This is a genomic window from Blochmannia endosymbiont of Camponotus sp. C-046 (genome assembly GCF_023585865.1).
Taxonomy (GTDB): domain Bacteria; phylum Pseudomonadota; class Gammaproteobacteria; order Enterobacterales; family Enterobacteriaceae; genus Blochmanniella.
This window is the reverse complement of the sequence record NZ_CP097752.1, coordinates 56,622-74,753: the sequence shown is the minus strand read 5'-3', so window position 1 is coordinate 74,753 and position 18,132 is coordinate 56,622. Positions and strand designations below refer to the sequence as shown.

Here is an 18,132-nt window from a genome sequence, read left to right as displayed (position 1 = left end):
AATTAAGTCCCTATTATTGTTATAGTGTGTAATCACATTGAACAATTGTGTTCTTGTAACCAAACATAAAGATTATGCATTGTCATATATGAAGTATTCAAAATATATTGCGGGAAAAAACCAATTAAAAATATACATAATAATATTATTATAATAATGTTCTTTTCCCGTAGTGTCATATTTTGTAACAATCCCCCCTTATTGACAACACTACTAATCGATATTGGACCATAATATATACGCTGCATTAAAATAAGAGAATAAATTGACGACAATATTATTCCAAAAGAAGCTATTATTGTAGTTATAGGTGCTGCTCTAAAATTACCAAACAAAATGGTAATTTCTCCTATAAAATTTCCAGTACCAGGTAAACCAAGTGTTGCTGCTGCTAAACATAAAGAAAAAGCAGGCATTAAATGCATGCGACTCCATAACCCTCCCATCAAACGCATATCTCGGGTATGTGTTCGTTCATATAATTGACCACAAAGTATAAACATTCCAGAAACAGATAGACTATGAGAAATCATTTGTATAACAGCGCCCTGATATGATAATTGAGCACCACTATAAATTGCAATCAATACAAATCCCATATGAGATATACTGGTATATGCAATTAAACGTTTACAGTCAGTTTGTGCAAACGCCATAAAAGCTCCATAAAAAATATTCAGTAACCCCAAACACATAGCAATTGGAGCAAAAGATTTTGAAGCACAAGGAAATAACGGTAAAACAAATCGGAAAAATCCATAAGCTGCTGTTTTTATTAAAATTCCTGCTAAATCGACTGAACCAGCAGTAGGAGCTTGACCATGAACATCAGGCAACCAAACATGAAACGGAACAATTGGCATTTTTACTGCAAAAGCAAAAAAAAACCCTAACATAATCAAATATTCCATATGTACTGGAATCAATATATTCAATAGATCTTGATAATTAAATGACCACACGCCATGTATATCATGGTTTATGGAAACAAGAGTAATAATAGAAAGTAACATAAATAATCCGCTAAATTGAGTATAAACAACAAATTTAATAGCAGTATTAATACGATCACTTTTGTTAACCTCTTGATGCCCCCATAAAGATATCAAAAAATACATTGGAATCAGCATTATTTCCCAGAAAAAAAAGAATAAAAACATATCAATCGACAAAAAAACACCAATAACCCCACCTAAAATCCACAATAAATTAAGATAAAAAAGACCTTGATAACGCTGAATCTCACACCAAGAACATAACACCGCCATACACCCTAACAATCCAGTTAATGTCACCATTAACAAAGAAAATCCATCCAATGCTAAGTGGACGCTAATTCCAAATCTTGGAACCCAAGGATATATATATTCTAATTGCCATCGAGCAAGCATATGTTCTGTTGGTGGATACACATTTAATAAATCATGGCACTTATACTTCCACAAAAAAACAATAGTAATAAGTGTTATGCTCATTCCAGATAAAGCAACCCAACGCGGCACCCAATCTCCAATACGCTCTGACTGCCAACATAACAACCCAAAAATAAGAGGAATAAGTATTAAAATAACTAATAACATACTACTTTTTATTTTTCCCACTTAACATATATACATTAAATATTTATATTTTCTCATGTTATAAATCAATAATGTCACATTGATTTATATACGATCATTAGTTAGTATCATAATTAATATTATAGCTGCCCCTATATTGATCGATACTATGTACCAATTAAGTTTACCATTTTCACTACATATCAAACCATTCCTAAGCCAACAGAATAATGATACGATAACATTCACGATTACATCAACTGGATCAGAATGAGATAATTTTTTTGTTATAAATAAATATGGTTTTACAAATATCAATTTATAAAACCAGTCAAATCCCCAACCATAGTAACATAGTAATACTATATATCGTTCTATTACTTCTGTTAAACGAGGTTTAATAATCTGTTTTGTGGCCCTACACACAGAATCCATCCAAAAAAATAATGCCATCCAAATACCAAAAATCACCAAAAATCCTAATATTATTTCAAAGTATATTTTACTATGATTGCACACCTCGCCAACGTTAACAACTATAGTATTTGTTAACAACGGTAATTTTATCCACCCACCAATAAACGTTGATAACAATAATAATAAAATTAAGGATAAATTTTGAATGATATTATTACATACACTCGGATCTATTTTTTTTTCACCATGAAACACAATAAAAATCATTCTGAACGTATAAATAGGCGTTAAAAACACTCCTATTAGTCCAGAGAATAGAAAAAAATAATCATGATTAGCCAATGTTTTTAACATAATCATTTCTTTTGAATAGACTCCAGCAGTAACTATAGGTACTCCAGATAAGGATGCCCCGCCTATTAAAAAACAAACGTAAATCAAAGGTACAAATTTATATAATCCTCCCATTTTAAAAATATTTTGTTCATTTCTGCAAGCATAAGTTAATGATCCCGCAGATAAAAACAATAATGCTTTAAAAAAAGAATGTGTTACTAAATGAAATATAGCTGCATCCCAATGTCGCCCTCCAAGCGCTAAAAACATATATCCTATTTGGCTTATAGTAGAATACGCTAAAATTTTTTTAATATTACTTTGAAATAATGCTGAACAACTAAATAAAACTACAGTTAATGAACCGATAACACCAGTCAAGTACAAAATATTTGGAGTCATCAAAAAAAATTTATTCATACGAATTATTAAATACACACCAGAAGTAACCATGGTAGCCGCATGAATCAGAGCTGAAACTGGAGATGGACCAACCATAGCGCTAATTAACCAATTTTGTAAAGGTAACTGAGCTGATTTACCTATTGCTCCAATAAGTAACATAAAAGATATCAATGTAACATTATTATTATTAAAAAAATAAGACGATGAATATTTTAGTTCTAATGTTAGTAATTTATTAAAACTCAAAGTATGATATTGATCATAAATCATGAATAATGCACATATTAAACATATGTCTCCAAAACGAGTCATAATCAATGATTTTAATGCTGCTATTCCATTTCTAGCATCAGAATAATAAAATCCAATTAATAAATAACTACACAAACCTACGCCTTCCCATCCAACATACATCAATAATAAATTATCTGAAAGGACCAACAACACCATATTTGCCATAAATAAATTAGTATAAGCAAAAAAACGAGAATATCCTTCACATCCACTCATATACCAAGCGGCATATAAATGGATGATAAATCCAACTCCAATAACTACTGATAACATAATCAGAGACAACCCATCCAATCTCAGTGCTACAGTAATAGATAAAGCATTAATAGTAAACCAATTCCAAAGTTCCTGCACAAAAACGAAAGTGACATCATGATCAAAATTACAATAAAAATCAAATATGATACATATAGCAACAAGCACTGATATACCTACCGTGCCTACTCCTATTAAAGAAGAAGTATGTTCTGACCATTTTCCTTGAGAAATAGCTAAAGTAATAAATCCTAATAATGGAAAGAGTATAGTTAAAAAAAGCAAATTCATCCACGCATCTCACTAATATTATCAATATGCAATGTATGATAACGACGATATAACTGAAGTAATAATGCTAAAGAAACTGCAGATTCAGAAGCAGATAAAGTAATGACTAAAATATACATAACTTGACCATCTGATTGCCCCAAACAAGATCCTACCATTACAAACGCCGAAGCAGCAGCATTAATCATAATTTCTAGCCCTAATAATATAAACAATAAATCACGTCTTATTATTATACCTATTAAGCCTAATATAAATAAAATTACAGATAAACCAAAAGCATTCGATAAAGGAATCATATTGTATATTCTTGTGATTAAATAGAATCAATGCAATCATCAGATAATTGATGTTTTTGAGATAAATGAAACACAGAAATCAACGAACTTAATAATAAAAATGATGCTAATTCCACCATTAATATATATGGACCAAATAATGCGACACCGACCTGTTTTGAGTCTACTACTGATTTGTTTATATTTATCAAATCATCTTGTAGACCAAAGGATATATACAATAAAATTAAAAACAAAATACCTATCAACAAAACAGAACCACAACATAATATGGGGTTGAAAAATCTACTTTTTTTCTGCATACCAAATATAGTAGTTTTCATATTTAACATCATTATCGCAAATACGAATAAAATCATAATAGCTCCGGCATAAACAATAACTTCCACGAAAGCAGCAAACGATGCTCCTAAAGAAAAAAAATTGCACGATATAGATAAAAACGAAACTATTAAATATAATAAAGCATGCATTGGATGGTAATGTAATATTACACATACCGTAGATAATATCGCCGTAATTCCGGACATATAAAATAAAGTCGTCATACCACACCTCCATCGACTGTCACTTTAAAATCAAGGTAATATGTTTTTAACATTTATGGGCTTTGATTCTTTTACGGCATCCCCCTTTTTTTTATCTAATATTTCTTTACCAGAAAATTGATAAAAATCATACTCTAAATATTTACCAGGACCCGATATTAACAAATCAGACTTTTCATACACCAAATCATGTCTTTTAAAATCACTCATTTCAAAATCTGGCGTCAATTGAATGGCTGCTGTGGGACATGCCTCTTCACACATACCACAAAAAATACATCTTGAAAAATTTATTCTAAAAAATTCTGGATACCACCGACCACTTTCAGATTCACTTTTTTTTAAAGAAATACACCCTACTGGACAAGCTACAGCACATAAATTACAAGCTACACAACGTTCTTGACCTGAAGAATCCCGAGTTAATACAATTCGGCCACGATACCTAGGTGAAGGGATATACGGAACATCAGGATACATTTGAGTTTCTCGTTTACTAAATGCTCGTATTCCTATCATCCAAATACTGCGTAATATCGAACCAATGTCTATAAAAATCTTTTTTAAATTCATCATAATATATTTAATTAACCTATCTTAAAAATTATAATAAAATAACAACAGCAGTACTTAATAAATTAAACAACGTCAACGGTAAAAAAATCTTCCAACCTATCAACATAACTTGATCGTAACGTGGACGAGGTAACGCTGCTCGTATCAATATAAATAAAATCAACAATAAAAAAGTTTTAGTAATAAACCAAATAATAGGAGGCAACCAAGGCCCTTGCCATCCACCAAAAAACAATGTTACGATAAACGAAGAAACGACGATCATGCTAATATATTCAGAAATAAAAAATAAACTAAATTTAATACCAGAATATTCAATATGATAACCATCTGCCAATTCTTGTTCTGATTCTGGTTGATCAAATGGATGTCTATGACACAAAGCCATTCCCGCTAAAAAAAAGGTAATAAATCCCACAAATTGAGGAATTACATTCCATAAATATAGTTGATCTTCTACTATATTTTTTAGATTAAACGATCCAGATTTAGCAACGACACCCATTGTAGATAATCCCAAAAACACTTCATAACTAAGAGTTTGAGCTGCAGCACGAACAGCTCCAATCAAAGCATATTTGTTGTTGCTTGCCCACCCTGCAAGCAACACCGAATAAACCATTAACCCTGCTATCATAAGAAAAAATAATACACCAATATTACAATCCCATATTACCCATGTGGGAGTAAAAGGAATAATCAATACACTCATTAATGATGAAACAAAAGCTATCACTGGAGCTAAAACAAATACGATACGATCAGAAAATGGAGGGATCCAGTCCTCTTTAAACATGACTTTAATTAAATCAGCCCATAATTGTAATAAACCATTCCAACCTACTCTATTAGGACCATAACGACTTTGAAATAACGCTAATAATCTACGTTCTAAAAAGCTCATGTATGCACCACAAGCAACTACGATTAACAAAATAATTACCGCATGAAAAATAGAAGAAAAACAATGTTTTATAACAACTTCTGACGAACTAAACATCACAATAATACTCCTTGAACATCTTGCGCATACATACCAGATAAAAATAAAGGAATATTTGGAAAACCCAAAGGTAATCCAATATGGCCTATAGGTAAATGAATACTAAATTTAATCGGTAAACATAAAATTCGATCAGCACAGGTAAATTTAAGCAACATATTCTTCTTTATTTTTAATTCTAACGCATCTGATTGATTGAGCATTACATAAGGATGTGGCATGCAAGCTTGAATATGCTTAGATCGCTGAGAAGTTTCTTCGCTACCCAACAGATGCCAATAAGGCGCTATCAACCACCGATCAACATTTTTCATAATTTTAAAATACTGAGGAATCATATCAAACCAATTCCATGTAGCATCCTGTTCAGTGCTCAATACACGTGTCCCAGGATTACCAGAATGTAAATGCCCCCCTACTTTATCTTGAAATTTATTCCATGCTTGCGGAGAATTCCATCCCGGAGCCCATGCAAACGCTACTTGTTTATGAGAAGATTGAACGTTATGATTACCTTCCATAGAAAAAGAAAACATCGTATCAGCATCTTGCGATATATAAGGTTCATGTACGTCAACGTTCGCATATATCGCTGTACGTCCACTATAACGATGCGGTGCACGAGCTAATTTTTGACCATATATACGAAATGATGCATCCGGAGATGCCTGTTTAATTCTAACTAACTTTGGAAAATAATAAATAATAGCATCTATAACATGATCAATGTTCAAAGTGTTTTTTCTAAAATAATTTATATAATAATCATGTATTAAATATAACCATCTCCAACTTTCTAAAATAACTGTATTTTTTTCATAATTTTGCGGCTTATATAAACGAAAAAATCTCTGTGCGCGCCCTTCATAATTAATCACAGTACCATCGCTTTCAACAAAATTAGCAGCGGGTAAAACTAAATTTGCTTTCTCTTGAACCAAATTATATTGATGATCTAACACAATTAAATAATTAACCTTATTTAAAGCAACATCAACTTGATTTGCCTGTGCATGACGATACAAATCGCTTTCTAATACGATCAAACCAACGGATGAAGTCTTAGGAGTATTACAAATATCCGCAATAGCAGCCTCTAAACTTTTTTTTCCTAACATTACTAAACCTATACTATTTACTTCACCTACAATAAAAGTAATTCCAACTTCACTCCCACGATTTTTTAAAGCACGAGCAATATTTGCTGCTGAAGCAATCAATTCCTTACTACCTGCATTACTGCCTGAAATAATTAGCGGCTTATGCGCTTCCATTAATTTTTTTACAACTATATCTAATTTATCATTTAGTTTAGAATCAAAATCTTTCACCTCAGGAGCTGTATGATCCAATGCATGCGCAATAGCAAAACCAAAACGTGCTTGATTTTGTACTGAATCATAATATGTTAATGTAGCAACATCGTCTAATTTAGTTTTATCGATCCCAGTTATTAATATATTATTTGTAATACCTTGAGAACTATTTATAACAGCCGCAGATTGCCAATCAAAAATTCCTTGAGCTTCTGCATTTTCACGGAATTTCCCTTTAGCAGCCTGCCGTATCGACAACGCCACTCGTGCTCCAGTTTGCGTTAGATCCTCTCCTAATATCAATATTGTATCATAACTTTCTACTTCACGTAATGACGGAACATAAATGCCACTATTACATAGTATTTCAATTATTAATAACAATCGCTCTTGTTCAAAATTATTTATCCCATTATAAAAATTATCTGGCCCTACTAATTTTAGTAAAGCAAAATTACTTTCCATACTGGCGCGAGAAGATCCAATTCCAATTATCCGATTACAATTATATCTTAATCTATCAGCAGCCTCTTGTATCGCTTGTCTTTCATTCAACATCACCCAACCATCTCCATCTCCTTGCTTATTCGAGGGGATTTTAGGTCTACCATTAATATTGACATAATCACATCCAAATCGACCACGATCACACAAAAAATAACTATTAATATTACCATTATAACGATTTTCAACGCGACACAACTTCCCGTAACGCTCACCTACAATAATATTACATCCAATACTACATTGTTGACAAATACTCGGCGCAAAAATCATATCCCATTTACGGGTATAATTCTTTGATTGTGTCTTATCAGTAAACACTCCAGTAGGACATATCTCTATTAAATTTCCAGAAAACTCACTTTGTAACATACCATCTTGCACTCGTCCAAAATAAATGTTATCATGTACTCCGAATACCCCTAAATCATCGCCACCAGCATAATCATTATAATATCGCACGCAACGATAACAAGTAATACATCTATTCATTTCATGTCCAATAAACGGACCTAAATATTGATTATAATGTGTACGCTTATTGAACCTATAACGACGATAATTGTGTCCAACCATTGCTGTCATATCTTGAAGATGACAACTACCTCCTTCTTCACATATCGGACAATCATGAGGATGATTTATCATTAACAATTCTAATATATCTTTTCTAAATTCTTCTACCTCATGATCAAAAATAGTAATAAAACTACCATCTGATACCGGTGTCATGCAAGACATCACTAAATGACCTTTCGTATCTTTTATTTGTCCTTCAAAATGTTGTTTCACTGCACATTGCCTACAAGCTCCGACACTACCTAAAGCAGGATGCCAACAAAAATAAGGAATGTCGAACCCAAGAGACAGACACGTTTCTAGTATATTTTTTGAGTCTTCCACTGTATACTGTTTTCCTTCTATATAAATAGAAATCATCATTTTTATATACCAATTTTATTATATGCCTGCATAAAATATAAAAATTATCAATGTACATAACATGTACATGTTGATGTATCAACAATTACAACTATTTATACAAATTTAATCAATTTGCACACAATTAATACGATTCCTTTCCTGTTGATAAAATTTATAAATACCTAATTCAAATTCATTTCTAAAATATTTTAAAGCACTTTTCAAAGGTTCCATAGCTCCTGGAGCATGAGCACAAAAAGTTCTCCCTGGCCCGAGTATACAGCACAATTTCTCTAATAGTTCTATGTCTCCAGGCTTGGCATCTTTATTTTCTAAAGAAATCAATAATTTCACTATCCACGGTAAACCCTCTCTACAAGGAGTACACCAACCACAAGATTCTCGAGAAAAAAACTCTTCTAAATTACGCACTAAAGACACCATATTTATAGTACTATCTATTGCTATTGCCATACCGGTTCCAAATCTACTACCAGCAATAGCTATATTCTCAAAATCCATAGGTATGTCTAAATGATCTTGAGTTAAAAAATCTGTACTTACACCCCCAGGTTGCCATGCTTTTAAAGAAAAACCAGGACACATCCCCTGGGAATAATCTTCTAAAATTTCTCTAGCAGTCGTACCAAAAGGCAGCTCCCAAACCCCTGGATTTTTTACTCTACCAGAAAATCCCATTAGTTTTGTACCTGAATCATTGCTTTTTTTAGAAGAAATGTTTCTATACCACGCGATCCCATTTTCAATAATACCTGGAACATTACATAATGTTTCAACATTATTAACACATGTAGGTTTCCCCCACAATCCTACATGACTTGGAAAAGGTGGTTTAGCACGTGGTACTGCTCGACGACCTTCTAAAGCATTAATCAACGCCGTTTCTTCTCCACAAATATACCTTCCAGCTCCTGTATGTAAGAATAACTCAAAATTAAACTCACTGTTCAAAACATTTTTACCAATCAATCCAATCGATTTCATCTCAGCAATAGCACGAGTTAAATATTCAGCTACGATTGTATATTCATATCTCAAAAAAATATACGCTCGCGATGCTCTTACAGCATAACTTGCAATTAATATACCTTCTAATAATAAATGAGGCAAACGTTCCATCAAAAATCGATCTTTATAAGTTCCTGGTTCCATTTCATCCGCATTACAAACTAAATAACGAGAACAACTTGACTTATTTTGAGACATCATGGACCATTTTATTCCGGTAACAAACCCCCCTCCACCACGACCTCTTAATCCTGAATTCTTCACTAACTCAATAATCTCTTCTGGAGACATGCAAGTAATAGCTTTATACGCAGCTTGATACCCATTTTTAGATTTATATTCATGCACCCATACTGGTTGTTTATCGTCACGTATTCTCCAAGTAAGTGGATTATTTTCTGATCTAGTATCGTAAATCTTTTTCATCGATACTTTCCTAACAACTTTTTAATTGTTTCTGGAGCTATACAAGAATAAATATCTTTGTTTATCATGATGACTGGAGCTCTATCACAAACACCTAAACAACAAGTAGGTAATAAGGTAAAGCGATTATCTACAGTTGTACTACCCACTGTAACATTTAATAAATATATTAAAGTATTTCTAATTTTTTCACACCCAATCAAATAACATACTACACTATCACAATACCTAATGATATGACGACCCACCGGCTGACGAAAAATTTGACTATAAAATGTAGCGACACCTTCTAAATCGGCAGCAGAAATACGTAATATTTTAGCAATTAATATAATTGCTTCATCTGGTACCCATCCATGATTTTTTTGAATAATTTTTAAAGCTTCAACAGAAGCGGCACGTGTATCTTCATAATGTGTACATTCTTCTTGAATAGCATCACATTCTTCTTGACTTAATTGAAACACATCATGATTGTCCAAATCAGTAAACGACATATTATTAATTTCAATATTGCTCATATTTCTCCGTTTCTTAACGATCTACATCAGACATAACAAAGTCAATACTACCCAAATAAACAATCAAATCGGATATTAAACTACCGCGAATAACATGTGGAATCTGTTGTAAATGAGGAAAACTAGGAGTACGAATACGAGTACGATAACTCATAGTATTCCCATCACTAATTAAATAATAACTATTAATACCTTTTGTGGCTTCAATCATCTGAAAGGATTCATTAGCTGGGATAACAGGACCCCATGATACTTGAAGAAAATGCGTAATAAGAGTCTCTATATGTTGTAGAGCATATTCTTTCATAGGAGGAGTAGATAAAGGGTGATCTGATTTAAACGGACCCACTGGCATGTTTTTCAAACATTGTTCCAAAATACGTATACTTTGATATATTTCTTCTACTTTCAACATTACTCGACTGTAAGAGTCACTAATACCATTTCCTATTGGCACATCGAAATCAAAATTCTCATATCCAGAATAAGGACGTGACTTACGTATGTCAAACTCAACACCAGTAGCACGTAATCCGGCTCCAGTTACCCCCCAATCTAATGCGTCCTTAGCATTATATGCGCCAATACCGCACGCTCGTTTTTTTAATATACCGTTTTCTAACGCTGACTTAACATAAAAAGAAACACGACTTGGAATCCAATCCAGACATTTTCTTAATAAACACTCCCAACCTCTAGGTAAATCGTGAGCGACCCCTCCAATACGAAACCATGCCGGATGCATACGTGATCCGGTAATTGCTTCAATAACATCATAAATCTTTTGTCTATCAGTAAACGCTAAAAAAACTGGAGACATAGCACCTACATCTTGTAAATAAGTACTGATATATAACAAATGGCTATTAATTCTAAATAATTCAGACAGCATAACACGGATCACTTTTACCCTATCCGGCACTGTGATTCCAGCAAGTTTTTCGACAGCTAATATATAAGGCATTTCGTTGACGCAACCCCCTAAATACTCAATGCGATCAGTATAAGGAATGTAACTGTGCCAAGTTTGTCGTTCCCCCATTTTTTCGGCACCGCGATGATGGTAACCAATATCTGGAACACAATCTATAATTTCTTCCCCATTTAATTGCAAAATAATACGAAATACTCCATGCACTGAAGGATGATTAGGTCCTAAATTAAGAAACATAAAATTTTCACGCTTACTATGTTTATGCATGCCCCATTCTTCGGGATTAAATAATAATCCTTCCATTGCTAAATCCTCTTTTTGTTTTGTAAGAGTAAAAGGATTAAACTCTGTAGCACGAGCTGGATATTCTTTTCGTAACGGATATCCATCCCAGTTTTTTGGCATAATTATACGCGTTAAATTAGGATGCTGATCAAAATGAATTCCGAACATTTCCCACGTTTCCCGTTCATACCAATTCGCATTTGTAAATAAAGACACTATTGTGTGTACGTGCAACGACTCCTCCATCAAAGGAACTTTTATTATTATATCATCATTACGTGATATAGAAATTAAATGATAAAATACTGTAAAATCTGATTCTGGCAATCCTTCGCGATGTATACGCAACCTTTCATCTATTCCATGTAAGTCATATAACATAATATACGGTTTTGATATTGTTTTTAAAAACGTCAATATCGGAATCACCATTTCACGTTTTATCCAAATTATTAAAATTCCAGTATGAGTAGGTTGTAGCGCAAAATCTATAGAACTAAATACAGAGAATAAATCATCTAATATTGGGTAAATATTTCTAATTGAAGACGCATCTGTCAAATCATTATGCATAATATCTACCAATTTATAATTATTACCAAACTCTTAATCTTGATTAAGTCTCATTGTTTTGTTTTGAATATACATCAAGTTCATCATCTGGAGAAGAAAAAATAGTTTCTGCAACACGAGTATTATGTTTACGTTGACGTTCTGATTGCATGTTTCTCCTATATATTCCCCCGTCTCCTAACACCCAAGAAAGTGGACGTCGTTCTTCATTGATAGATTTTTTTAACAATAACAACGCTTGAATATACGCTTCAGGTCTAGGAGGACATCCAGGGATATAAATGTCCACGGGAAGAAATTTATCTACTCCTTGCACTACAGAATAAATATCATACATACCTCCGGAATTCGCACAAGCCCCCATAGAAATTACCCACTTAGGCTCCAACATTTGATCATATAATCGTTGTATTACTGGCACCATTTTAATAAACGGAGTACCCGCTATAACCATAAAATCCGCTTGACGAGGAGATGCGCGCAGCACTTCTGAACCAAACCGTGCAACATCATGTATTGCAGTGAACGCAGTAGTCATTTCAACATAACAACAAGATAATCCAAAATTATAAGGCCATAAAGAATTACTTCGTCCCCAATTAACAATTTTATGTAAAAAAGCACTTAATTTTCCAAAAATGACATTTCGTTGAATATTCTTTTCTAAAGGATCTTCCGTGACCTTCTTATCTTGAAGAGGATATTGCTCAACTTCACTATTATTTGTTCGAGCTATCGTTAAAGTATATTTCATATCTGCTGCCTTTTATTACTTTTTTTAAACATCTTGAGGTATCAACATTAAAATAATCTACATTATGAACATATCGTGAAGATTCTTCTACCCAATCAAACATACCAATTCTTGTTAAATATAGCAAACTCACTAATAAAATAAAAATAAAAACAAACATCTCAATAAATCCTATCCAACCCACATCTCGTATAGATATAGCCCAAGCATATACATATATTCCTTCTACATCAAAAATCACAAACAACATCGCAACTAAATAAAATTTAATAGAGAATGGTATTCTAGCATTCCCTATGGATTTAATTCCCGATTCAAACGGCACGTTTTTAAAACGTGAACTTGAACGTCCTCCCATAAGATATCCACAGGACAACATAAAAATACATAAAAATAAGATACCAACTACATATCCTATTAAACCCCAATGACAAGTATCACACAAATTTATATACCTTCTTTTTTGTTATCGAATACTAAATTGATACCAAATTATAAGTTTAACTGATAAAAAAATAAATATTCAAATTTTTACTTGAATATTTATTAATCAAGATCCATATATGGCGATTTATTTCATAATTTACTTAATTTATCTAATCTATAACACTATTTACTATATGCATTTGGATTTAATATAAATTTCAACTAACAAATCACATAAAAGATATATACATATTATACAGTACCATTGTAATGGTATCCTACATTACATATAGTAATCAGTGTTCATTCTATCTTATGAGCAAAATATAGATAATAAATATTTTAATTATGTGTACATATATAGAGCATCACAATTAAATAATCTACTTAAATTAATTAAAATTTAAAAACTCGATATACTACTATTACTATTATTCTTTCAAAAAATGCATTTGTAATAAACAGCCACATAATATAGGAAAATAATTTTCATGAACTTATTTAATTAATTTATTACAAATCTGATGACACACATAATTTGGAATACAACTAAAATATCTTATAGACCTAAAATTATTAGTTTTTTAATTTTCTATTTTCTACATATATTATTATTAAATGATGAATTTAAATTATTGAATAATCAGCATCAAAACTATCGTTTCAAATAATTATCCCTATACACCAAAAATATAAAACTTTTCATCGTAACTTTTTTATTATATTTCTCATAATTGGACTTACAGCATGAAAAGATCCAAATACTAAAACACAATCATCAAATGATGCATCTAGCACAGCTTGATTCCAGGCATCTAATATATTACTAAATCTCTGAACATGATAATTCCTTAAACAATCAGACAGTTCTACAGCACTCGCAGAAAATGGGACATTTAAATCAGAACAATACCAGCAAGTATTAACTAAATGAGTTAAACAAGATATAGTGCCCTGAATATCTTTATTTCTTAACATTCCTATGACTATTCTCATATTACCTGTTCTTTTTAAAAGAATAACAGCTAATCGTTTTGCTAAATAATGAGCAGCATTAGGATTATGGCCTACATCTAATATCACAAGTGGTCTACGCATAACTATTTGAAAACGTCCTGGCAACGTAGCTGCTTGTAACCCATAAGATATAGCTATTTTATCAACCAAAAAAGGTAACCAATACAATACACTTAATGCAGTAGCAGCATTTTCTAACGGGATTATAGGTAATGGTAAATCATATAATAATCTATGATAATGAAAACATTCCCACCAAATCCACTTATTCCCATAAACACGAAAATTCCAATCTCTCCCACGCGCAAACAATATCGCTCCAGAATATTGTGCCATTTTGAACACGATCGGTGGCAAGCAACGTTCACCAATTACTGCTGGTTTACTAAATCGAAAAATACCTGATTTTTCTTGTGCAATCACATCGCGGTTGATACCTAAAAAATCAGTATGATCTATTCCGATATTAGTAATTACAGAAATATCAGGATTAACAATATTTGTCGCATCTAATCTACCACCCAATCCAACTTCCAGGATAACTACATCCAACTTAGCCCGCTTAAATATATACAAAGCAGATAAAGTAATAAATTCAAAATAAGTCAGTGCAATATGATGACGTGCAGACTCTATAACAGACATGGCTTCAATATGCGTACTATCTGGAAGCTCTTTCCCGCACACTCGAATTCGTTCATGATAAGAAAGTAGATGAGGAGAAGTATATAAACCAACTGTATTTTTATTATTTAATAAAACAGTTTCTAATAAACAACACGTAGTACCCTTACCATTTGTACCTCCTACCAAGATAACGTACTCTGCAGGATGTATTAAATCAAGATCAATCGCTATTTTTCGCATTCTATCAAGAGTTAAATCAATTGATACGTGACTTAAAGATTCAATATAATACAGCCATTTCTCCAGAGATGATCGAATAGTAGGGACATGAAAAATATTATTCATATTTTACAACAATTTCAATGACTCAATATTTTTAATGGACATAAACTAATAAAAAATATAAATATCTATTTAATATAATTTCTATAATCAACTATTGGGTATTGGTTTTTGAGTTAGCTTAGCCAACAACCCTGCTACTTTAAATCGTAAATCTGGTCTACGCACAATTAGATCAATTGATCCTTTTTCCAATAAAAACTCACTACGTTGAAATCCTAACGGTAATTTTTCTCGCACTGTCTGCTCAATAATCCTAGGCCCAGCAAACCCTATAAGCGCTTTTGGCTCAGCAATATTTAGATCACCCAACATAGCTAAACTAGCGGATACCCCCCCCATAGTAGGATTCGTTAAAACAGAAATATATGGTAAACATTGTTCATGTAAATTAGCTAACGCAGCGCTAGTCCTCGCCATCTGCATCAAAGACATCAGTGCTTCCTGCATACGAGCTCCACCACTTGCAGTAAAGCAAACTAACGGACACTTAATTTTTAAGGATTGGTTTACTGCATTCACAAAACGTGCTCCAACTACAGAAGACATAGATCCACCAATAAAAGCAAATTCAAAAGAAGCAGCAACAATCTTCATGCCGCATAAAGTACCTTGCATAACTATTAATGCATCTTTTTCTTTTGTTATTTTTTGAGCTGAAATCAAACGATCTTTATATTTTTTAGAATCTCTAAACTTTAACACATCTTTAGGTTCTAATTCACTTCCTAATTCAAACGTACTCCCTTTATCCAAAAAAGAAAACAAACGCACTCTCGCTGCGATCCTCATATGATGATCGCATTTAGGACATACTTCTAAATTACGTTCTAACTCTTTTTTATATAACAACTGGCCACAATGATCGCATTTAGTCCACATTCCCTCTGGAATATTTATTTTTCGATTTGGTATAATGGTTCTTTTATTAAGAATTCGTTCAATCCAACTCATTTTTTGACCTTTAAATTTTTAATATAATCAAACATACTTTGTATATATTCATATACTGTAAATATTTAACAATTCTATATTCACAAATTATTTATACAAAATAAATTCATTATTAAAATATAATAACGTAATAAAATTAACGACTCATTGATCGTAATATACCATATCAAACATATGATTTATATAATCATTCTTGTAGATATATTTTGTAAAATCTAATACATTAATCCAATCGTATTAAGATTGCCTTAATAAAATAGTTATAACAATGTATTTATTTCATTTTTATTAAAAAGTAGATTTATAAAAATATATTCAACATGATGTCAATATAAAATTTCATGCGCACCACAATTCTTTGATGAAAGAAGAAGGAATAGAAAAATACGAAGGATACTTAACTTCCACTAAATATAAACCGCTAGATGGAGCTGTTACACCGGCTAGTGATCTATTGCAATTTTTTAACAATTCTTCAATCCATATTTCTGGTCGTTCTCCGCAACCGACTTTCACTAAGCTACCTACAATATTCCGTACCATACGATACACAAAAGAGTTAGCTTTAATATCTATCACAATAATACATTGACCTTTTCGTATGATGCGTACATGATATAATTTTCTTCGTGCTGAATATGACTGACAGCCTGCAGCACGAAACGAAGAAAAATCATTTTCTCCTAATAAACACTGAGCAGCATCGCACATTTTATTAATGTCTAAATATTTTTTATAATGCCAAGTTTTTTTAAACAACAAAGCAGATCTTATACAACTATTATTGATTACATAACAATAGCGACGAGAAATTGCACTAAATCGAGCATGAAAGTCTTCATTTACTAATTGAGCCCAGCGTACACAAATACTTTCTGGCAAATAACGATTCATACCTAATGTCCATTCAGATTTTGAGCGTTGAGAACGAGTTTCAAAATGAACAACCTGCCCCAAAGCGTGTACTCCAGCATCGGTACGTCCTGCACAAAATACCGTTATTGACTCATCTGTTATTTTTTTTACAGCATTTTCTATATAACCCTGGATACTAGGTACATCGATTTGTCTTTGCCAACCACAGCACAAAGTGCCATCGTATTCAATGCCTAAAGCCAATTTTTGCATTACACATTACATTATAATTACATTACCAACTGTCATTTAAAATATATATACAAAAATGATGATGAATCCATACAAGACCAATGCTGTTGTATGCATTTTTAATTAAACATGATAGCATATACTCAATATGTTTAAAAAATAATATCTACACACACAACATACTCTAATTCAATTAAACGACAATACAACCACAAAATATAATGAAATAATAATCCATATTATTTTAAAATAAGTATCATCATTATTTATTTAAATAAAATCCATAATACCAATAATATGATTCTTATCAACAAAACAGTACTTATCTACTTTTATATAAAATAGAATATACCTCATTCTATATACATTATAGACGAAATATTTTTCAAAATATACAGACACATAATTCT

At 32.0% G+C, this 18,132-nt stretch carries 15 protein-coding genes; all 15 read right to left on the bottom strand.

Features of this window, described 5'->3' with window-relative positions; genetic code table 11:
* Positions 1-32: 32 nt before the first annotated feature.
* Entirely contained in the window at positions 33-1,580 is a 1,548-nt protein-coding gene (gene nuoM / locus M9409_RS00310; protein WP_250226975.1) for an NADH-quinone oxidoreductase subunit M, read from the bottom strand.
* 84 nt (positions 1,581-1,664) lie between these two features.
* Positions 1,665-3,557: an NADH-quinone oxidoreductase subunit L gene (nuoL, locus tag M9409_RS00305; protein WP_250226974.1), complete on the bottom strand. Its 1,893-nt coding sequence runs from the start codon at positions 3,555-3,557 to the stop codon at positions 1,665-1,667.
* Positions 3,554-3,856, bottom strand: coding sequence for an NADH-quinone oxidoreductase subunit NuoK (gene nuoK / locus M9409_RS00300; protein ID WP_250226973.1), 303 nt, complete (start codon positions 3,854-3,856; stop codon positions 3,554-3,556). The genes nuoL and nuoK overlap by 4 nt, the downstream gene beginning before the upstream one ends.
* 17 nt (positions 3,857-3,873) lie before the next feature.
* Positions 3,874-4,404 (bottom strand): NADH-quinone oxidoreductase subunit J, encoded by a 531-nt coding sequence (gene nuoJ, locus M9409_RS00295; RefSeq protein ID WP_250226972.1) that lies wholly within the window; start codon positions 4,402-4,404, stop codon positions 3,874-3,876.
* A gap of 30 nt (positions 4,405-4,434) precedes the next feature.
* On the bottom strand, positions 4,435-4,977 hold the full coding sequence (nuoI, locus tag M9409_RS00290) for an NADH-quinone oxidoreductase subunit NuoI (protein ID WP_250227220.1): 543 nt from the start codon (positions 4,975-4,977) through the stop codon (positions 4,435-4,437).
* Between the two features lie 31 nt (positions 4,978-5,008).
* Positions 5,009-5,980: an NADH-quinone oxidoreductase subunit NuoH gene (gene nuoH / locus M9409_RS00285; protein ID WP_250226971.1), complete on the bottom strand. Its 972-nt coding sequence runs from the start codon at positions 5,978-5,980 to the stop codon at positions 5,009-5,011.
* Positions 5,980-8,742 (bottom strand): NADH-quinone oxidoreductase subunit NuoG, encoded by a 2,763-nt coding sequence (gene nuoG, locus M9409_RS00280; protein ID WP_250227219.1) that lies wholly within the window; start codon positions 8,740-8,742, stop codon positions 5,980-5,982. Before nuoG ends, nuoH begins: the two co-directional genes overlap by 1 nt.
* 108 nt (positions 8,743-8,850) lie before the next feature.
* On the bottom strand, positions 8,851-10,182 hold the full coding sequence (gene nuoF / locus M9409_RS00275; RefSeq protein ID WP_250226970.1) for an NADH-quinone oxidoreductase subunit NuoF: 1,332 nt from the start codon (positions 10,180-10,182) through the stop codon (positions 8,851-8,853).
* Positions 10,179-10,703, bottom strand: a complete 525-nt coding sequence (gene nuoE / locus M9409_RS00270) for an NADH-quinone oxidoreductase subunit NuoE (protein ID WP_250226969.1) — start codon at positions 10,701-10,703, stop codon at positions 10,179-10,181. Before nuoE ends, nuoF begins: the two co-directional genes overlap by 4 nt.
* 13 nt (positions 10,704-10,716) lie before the next feature.
* Positions 10,717-12,495 carry an NADH-quinone oxidoreductase subunit C/D gene (gene nuoC, locus M9409_RS00265; RefSeq protein ID WP_250226968.1) on the bottom strand — a complete coding sequence of 593 codons (1,779 nt, stop codon included), beginning with the start codon at positions 12,493-12,495 and terminating at the stop codon, positions 10,717-10,719.
* 43 nt (positions 12,496-12,538) lie between these two features.
* Positions 12,539-13,249, bottom strand: coding sequence for a NuoB/complex I 20 kDa subunit family protein (locus M9409_RS00260; RefSeq protein ID WP_250226967.1), 711 nt, complete (start codon positions 13,247-13,249; stop codon positions 12,539-12,541).
* Positions 13,215-13,628: an NADH-quinone oxidoreductase subunit A gene (ndhC, locus tag M9409_RS00255; protein WP_420022208.1), complete on the bottom strand. Its 414-nt coding sequence runs from the start codon at positions 13,626-13,628 to the stop codon at positions 13,215-13,217. Before ndhC ends, M9409_RS00260 begins: the two co-directional genes overlap by 35 nt.
* Positions 13,629-14,377: 749 nt before the next feature.
* Positions 14,378-15,664 (bottom strand): bifunctional tetrahydrofolate synthase/dihydrofolate synthase, encoded by a 1,287-nt coding sequence (folC, locus tag M9409_RS00250; protein WP_250226965.1) that lies wholly within the window; start codon positions 15,662-15,664, stop codon positions 14,378-14,380.
* Positions 15,665-15,751: 87 nt separating this feature from the next.
* A complete protein-coding gene (gene accD / locus M9409_RS00245) occupies positions 15,752-16,615 on the bottom strand; it encodes an acetyl-CoA carboxylase, carboxyltransferase subunit beta (protein WP_250226964.1) in 864 nt (287 codons plus the stop codon).
* Positions 16,616-16,954: 339 nt separating this feature from the next.
* Positions 16,955-17,743 (bottom strand): tRNA pseudouridine(38-40) synthase TruA, encoded by a 789-nt coding sequence (truA, locus tag M9409_RS00240; protein ID WP_250226963.1) that lies wholly within the window; start codon positions 17,741-17,743, stop codon positions 16,955-16,957.
* Between the last annotated feature and the right edge of the window lie 389 nt (positions 17,744-18,132).

Coding starts and splice junctions, on each gene's coding strand:
- nuoL (WP_250226974.1), bottom strand. CDS start 3,557: ATGAATTTGCTTTTTTTAACTATACTCTTTCCATTATTAGGATTTATT.
- nuoG (WP_250227219.1), bottom strand. CDS start 8,742: ATGATTTCTATTTATATAGAAGGAAAACAGTATACAGTGGAAGACTCA.
- nuoF (WP_250226970.1), bottom strand. CDS start 10,182: ATGAAAAAGATTTACGATACTAGATCAGAAAATAATCCACTTACTTGG.
- nuoE (WP_250226969.1), bottom strand. CDS start 10,703: ATGAGCAATATTGAAATTAATAATATGTCGTTTACTGATTTGGACAAT.
- ndhC (WP_420022208.1), bottom strand. CDS start 13,628: ATGTTGTCCTGTGGATATCTTATGGGAGGACGTTCAAGTTCACGTTTT.
- folC (WP_250226965.1), bottom strand. CDS start 15,664: ATGAATAATATTTTTCATGTCCCTACTATTCGATCATCTCTGGAGAAA.
- nuoM (WP_250226975.1), bottom strand. CDS start 1,580: ATGTTATTAGTTATTTTAATACTTATTCCTCTTATTTTTGGGTTGTTA.
- nuoH (WP_250226971.1), bottom strand. CDS start 5,980: ATGTTTAGTTCGTCAGAAGTTGTTATAAAACATTGTTTTTCTTCTATT.
- M9409_RS00260 (WP_250226967.1), bottom strand. CDS start 13,249: ATGAAATATACTTTAACGATAGCTCGAACAAATAATAGTGAAGTTGAG.
- truA (WP_250226963.1), bottom strand. CDS start 17,743: ATGCAAAAATTGGCTTTAGGCATTGAATACGATGGCACTTTGTGCTGT.
- nuoC (WP_250226968.1), bottom strand. CDS start 12,495: ATGCATAATGATTTGACAGATGCGTCTTCAATTAGAAATATTTACCCA.
- nuoK (WP_250226973.1), bottom strand. CDS start 3,856: ATGATTCCTTTATCGAATGCTTTTGGTTTATCTGTAATTTTATTTATA.
- nuoJ (WP_250226972.1), bottom strand. CDS start 4,404: ATGACGACTTTATTTTATATGTCCGGAATTACGGCGATATTATCTACG.
- accD (WP_250226964.1), bottom strand. CDS start 16,615: ATGAGTTGGATTGAACGAATTCTTAATAAAAGAACCATTATACCAAAT.
- nuoI (WP_250227220.1), bottom strand. CDS start 4,977: ATGAATTTAAAAAAGATTTTTATAGACATTGGTTCGATATTACGCAGT.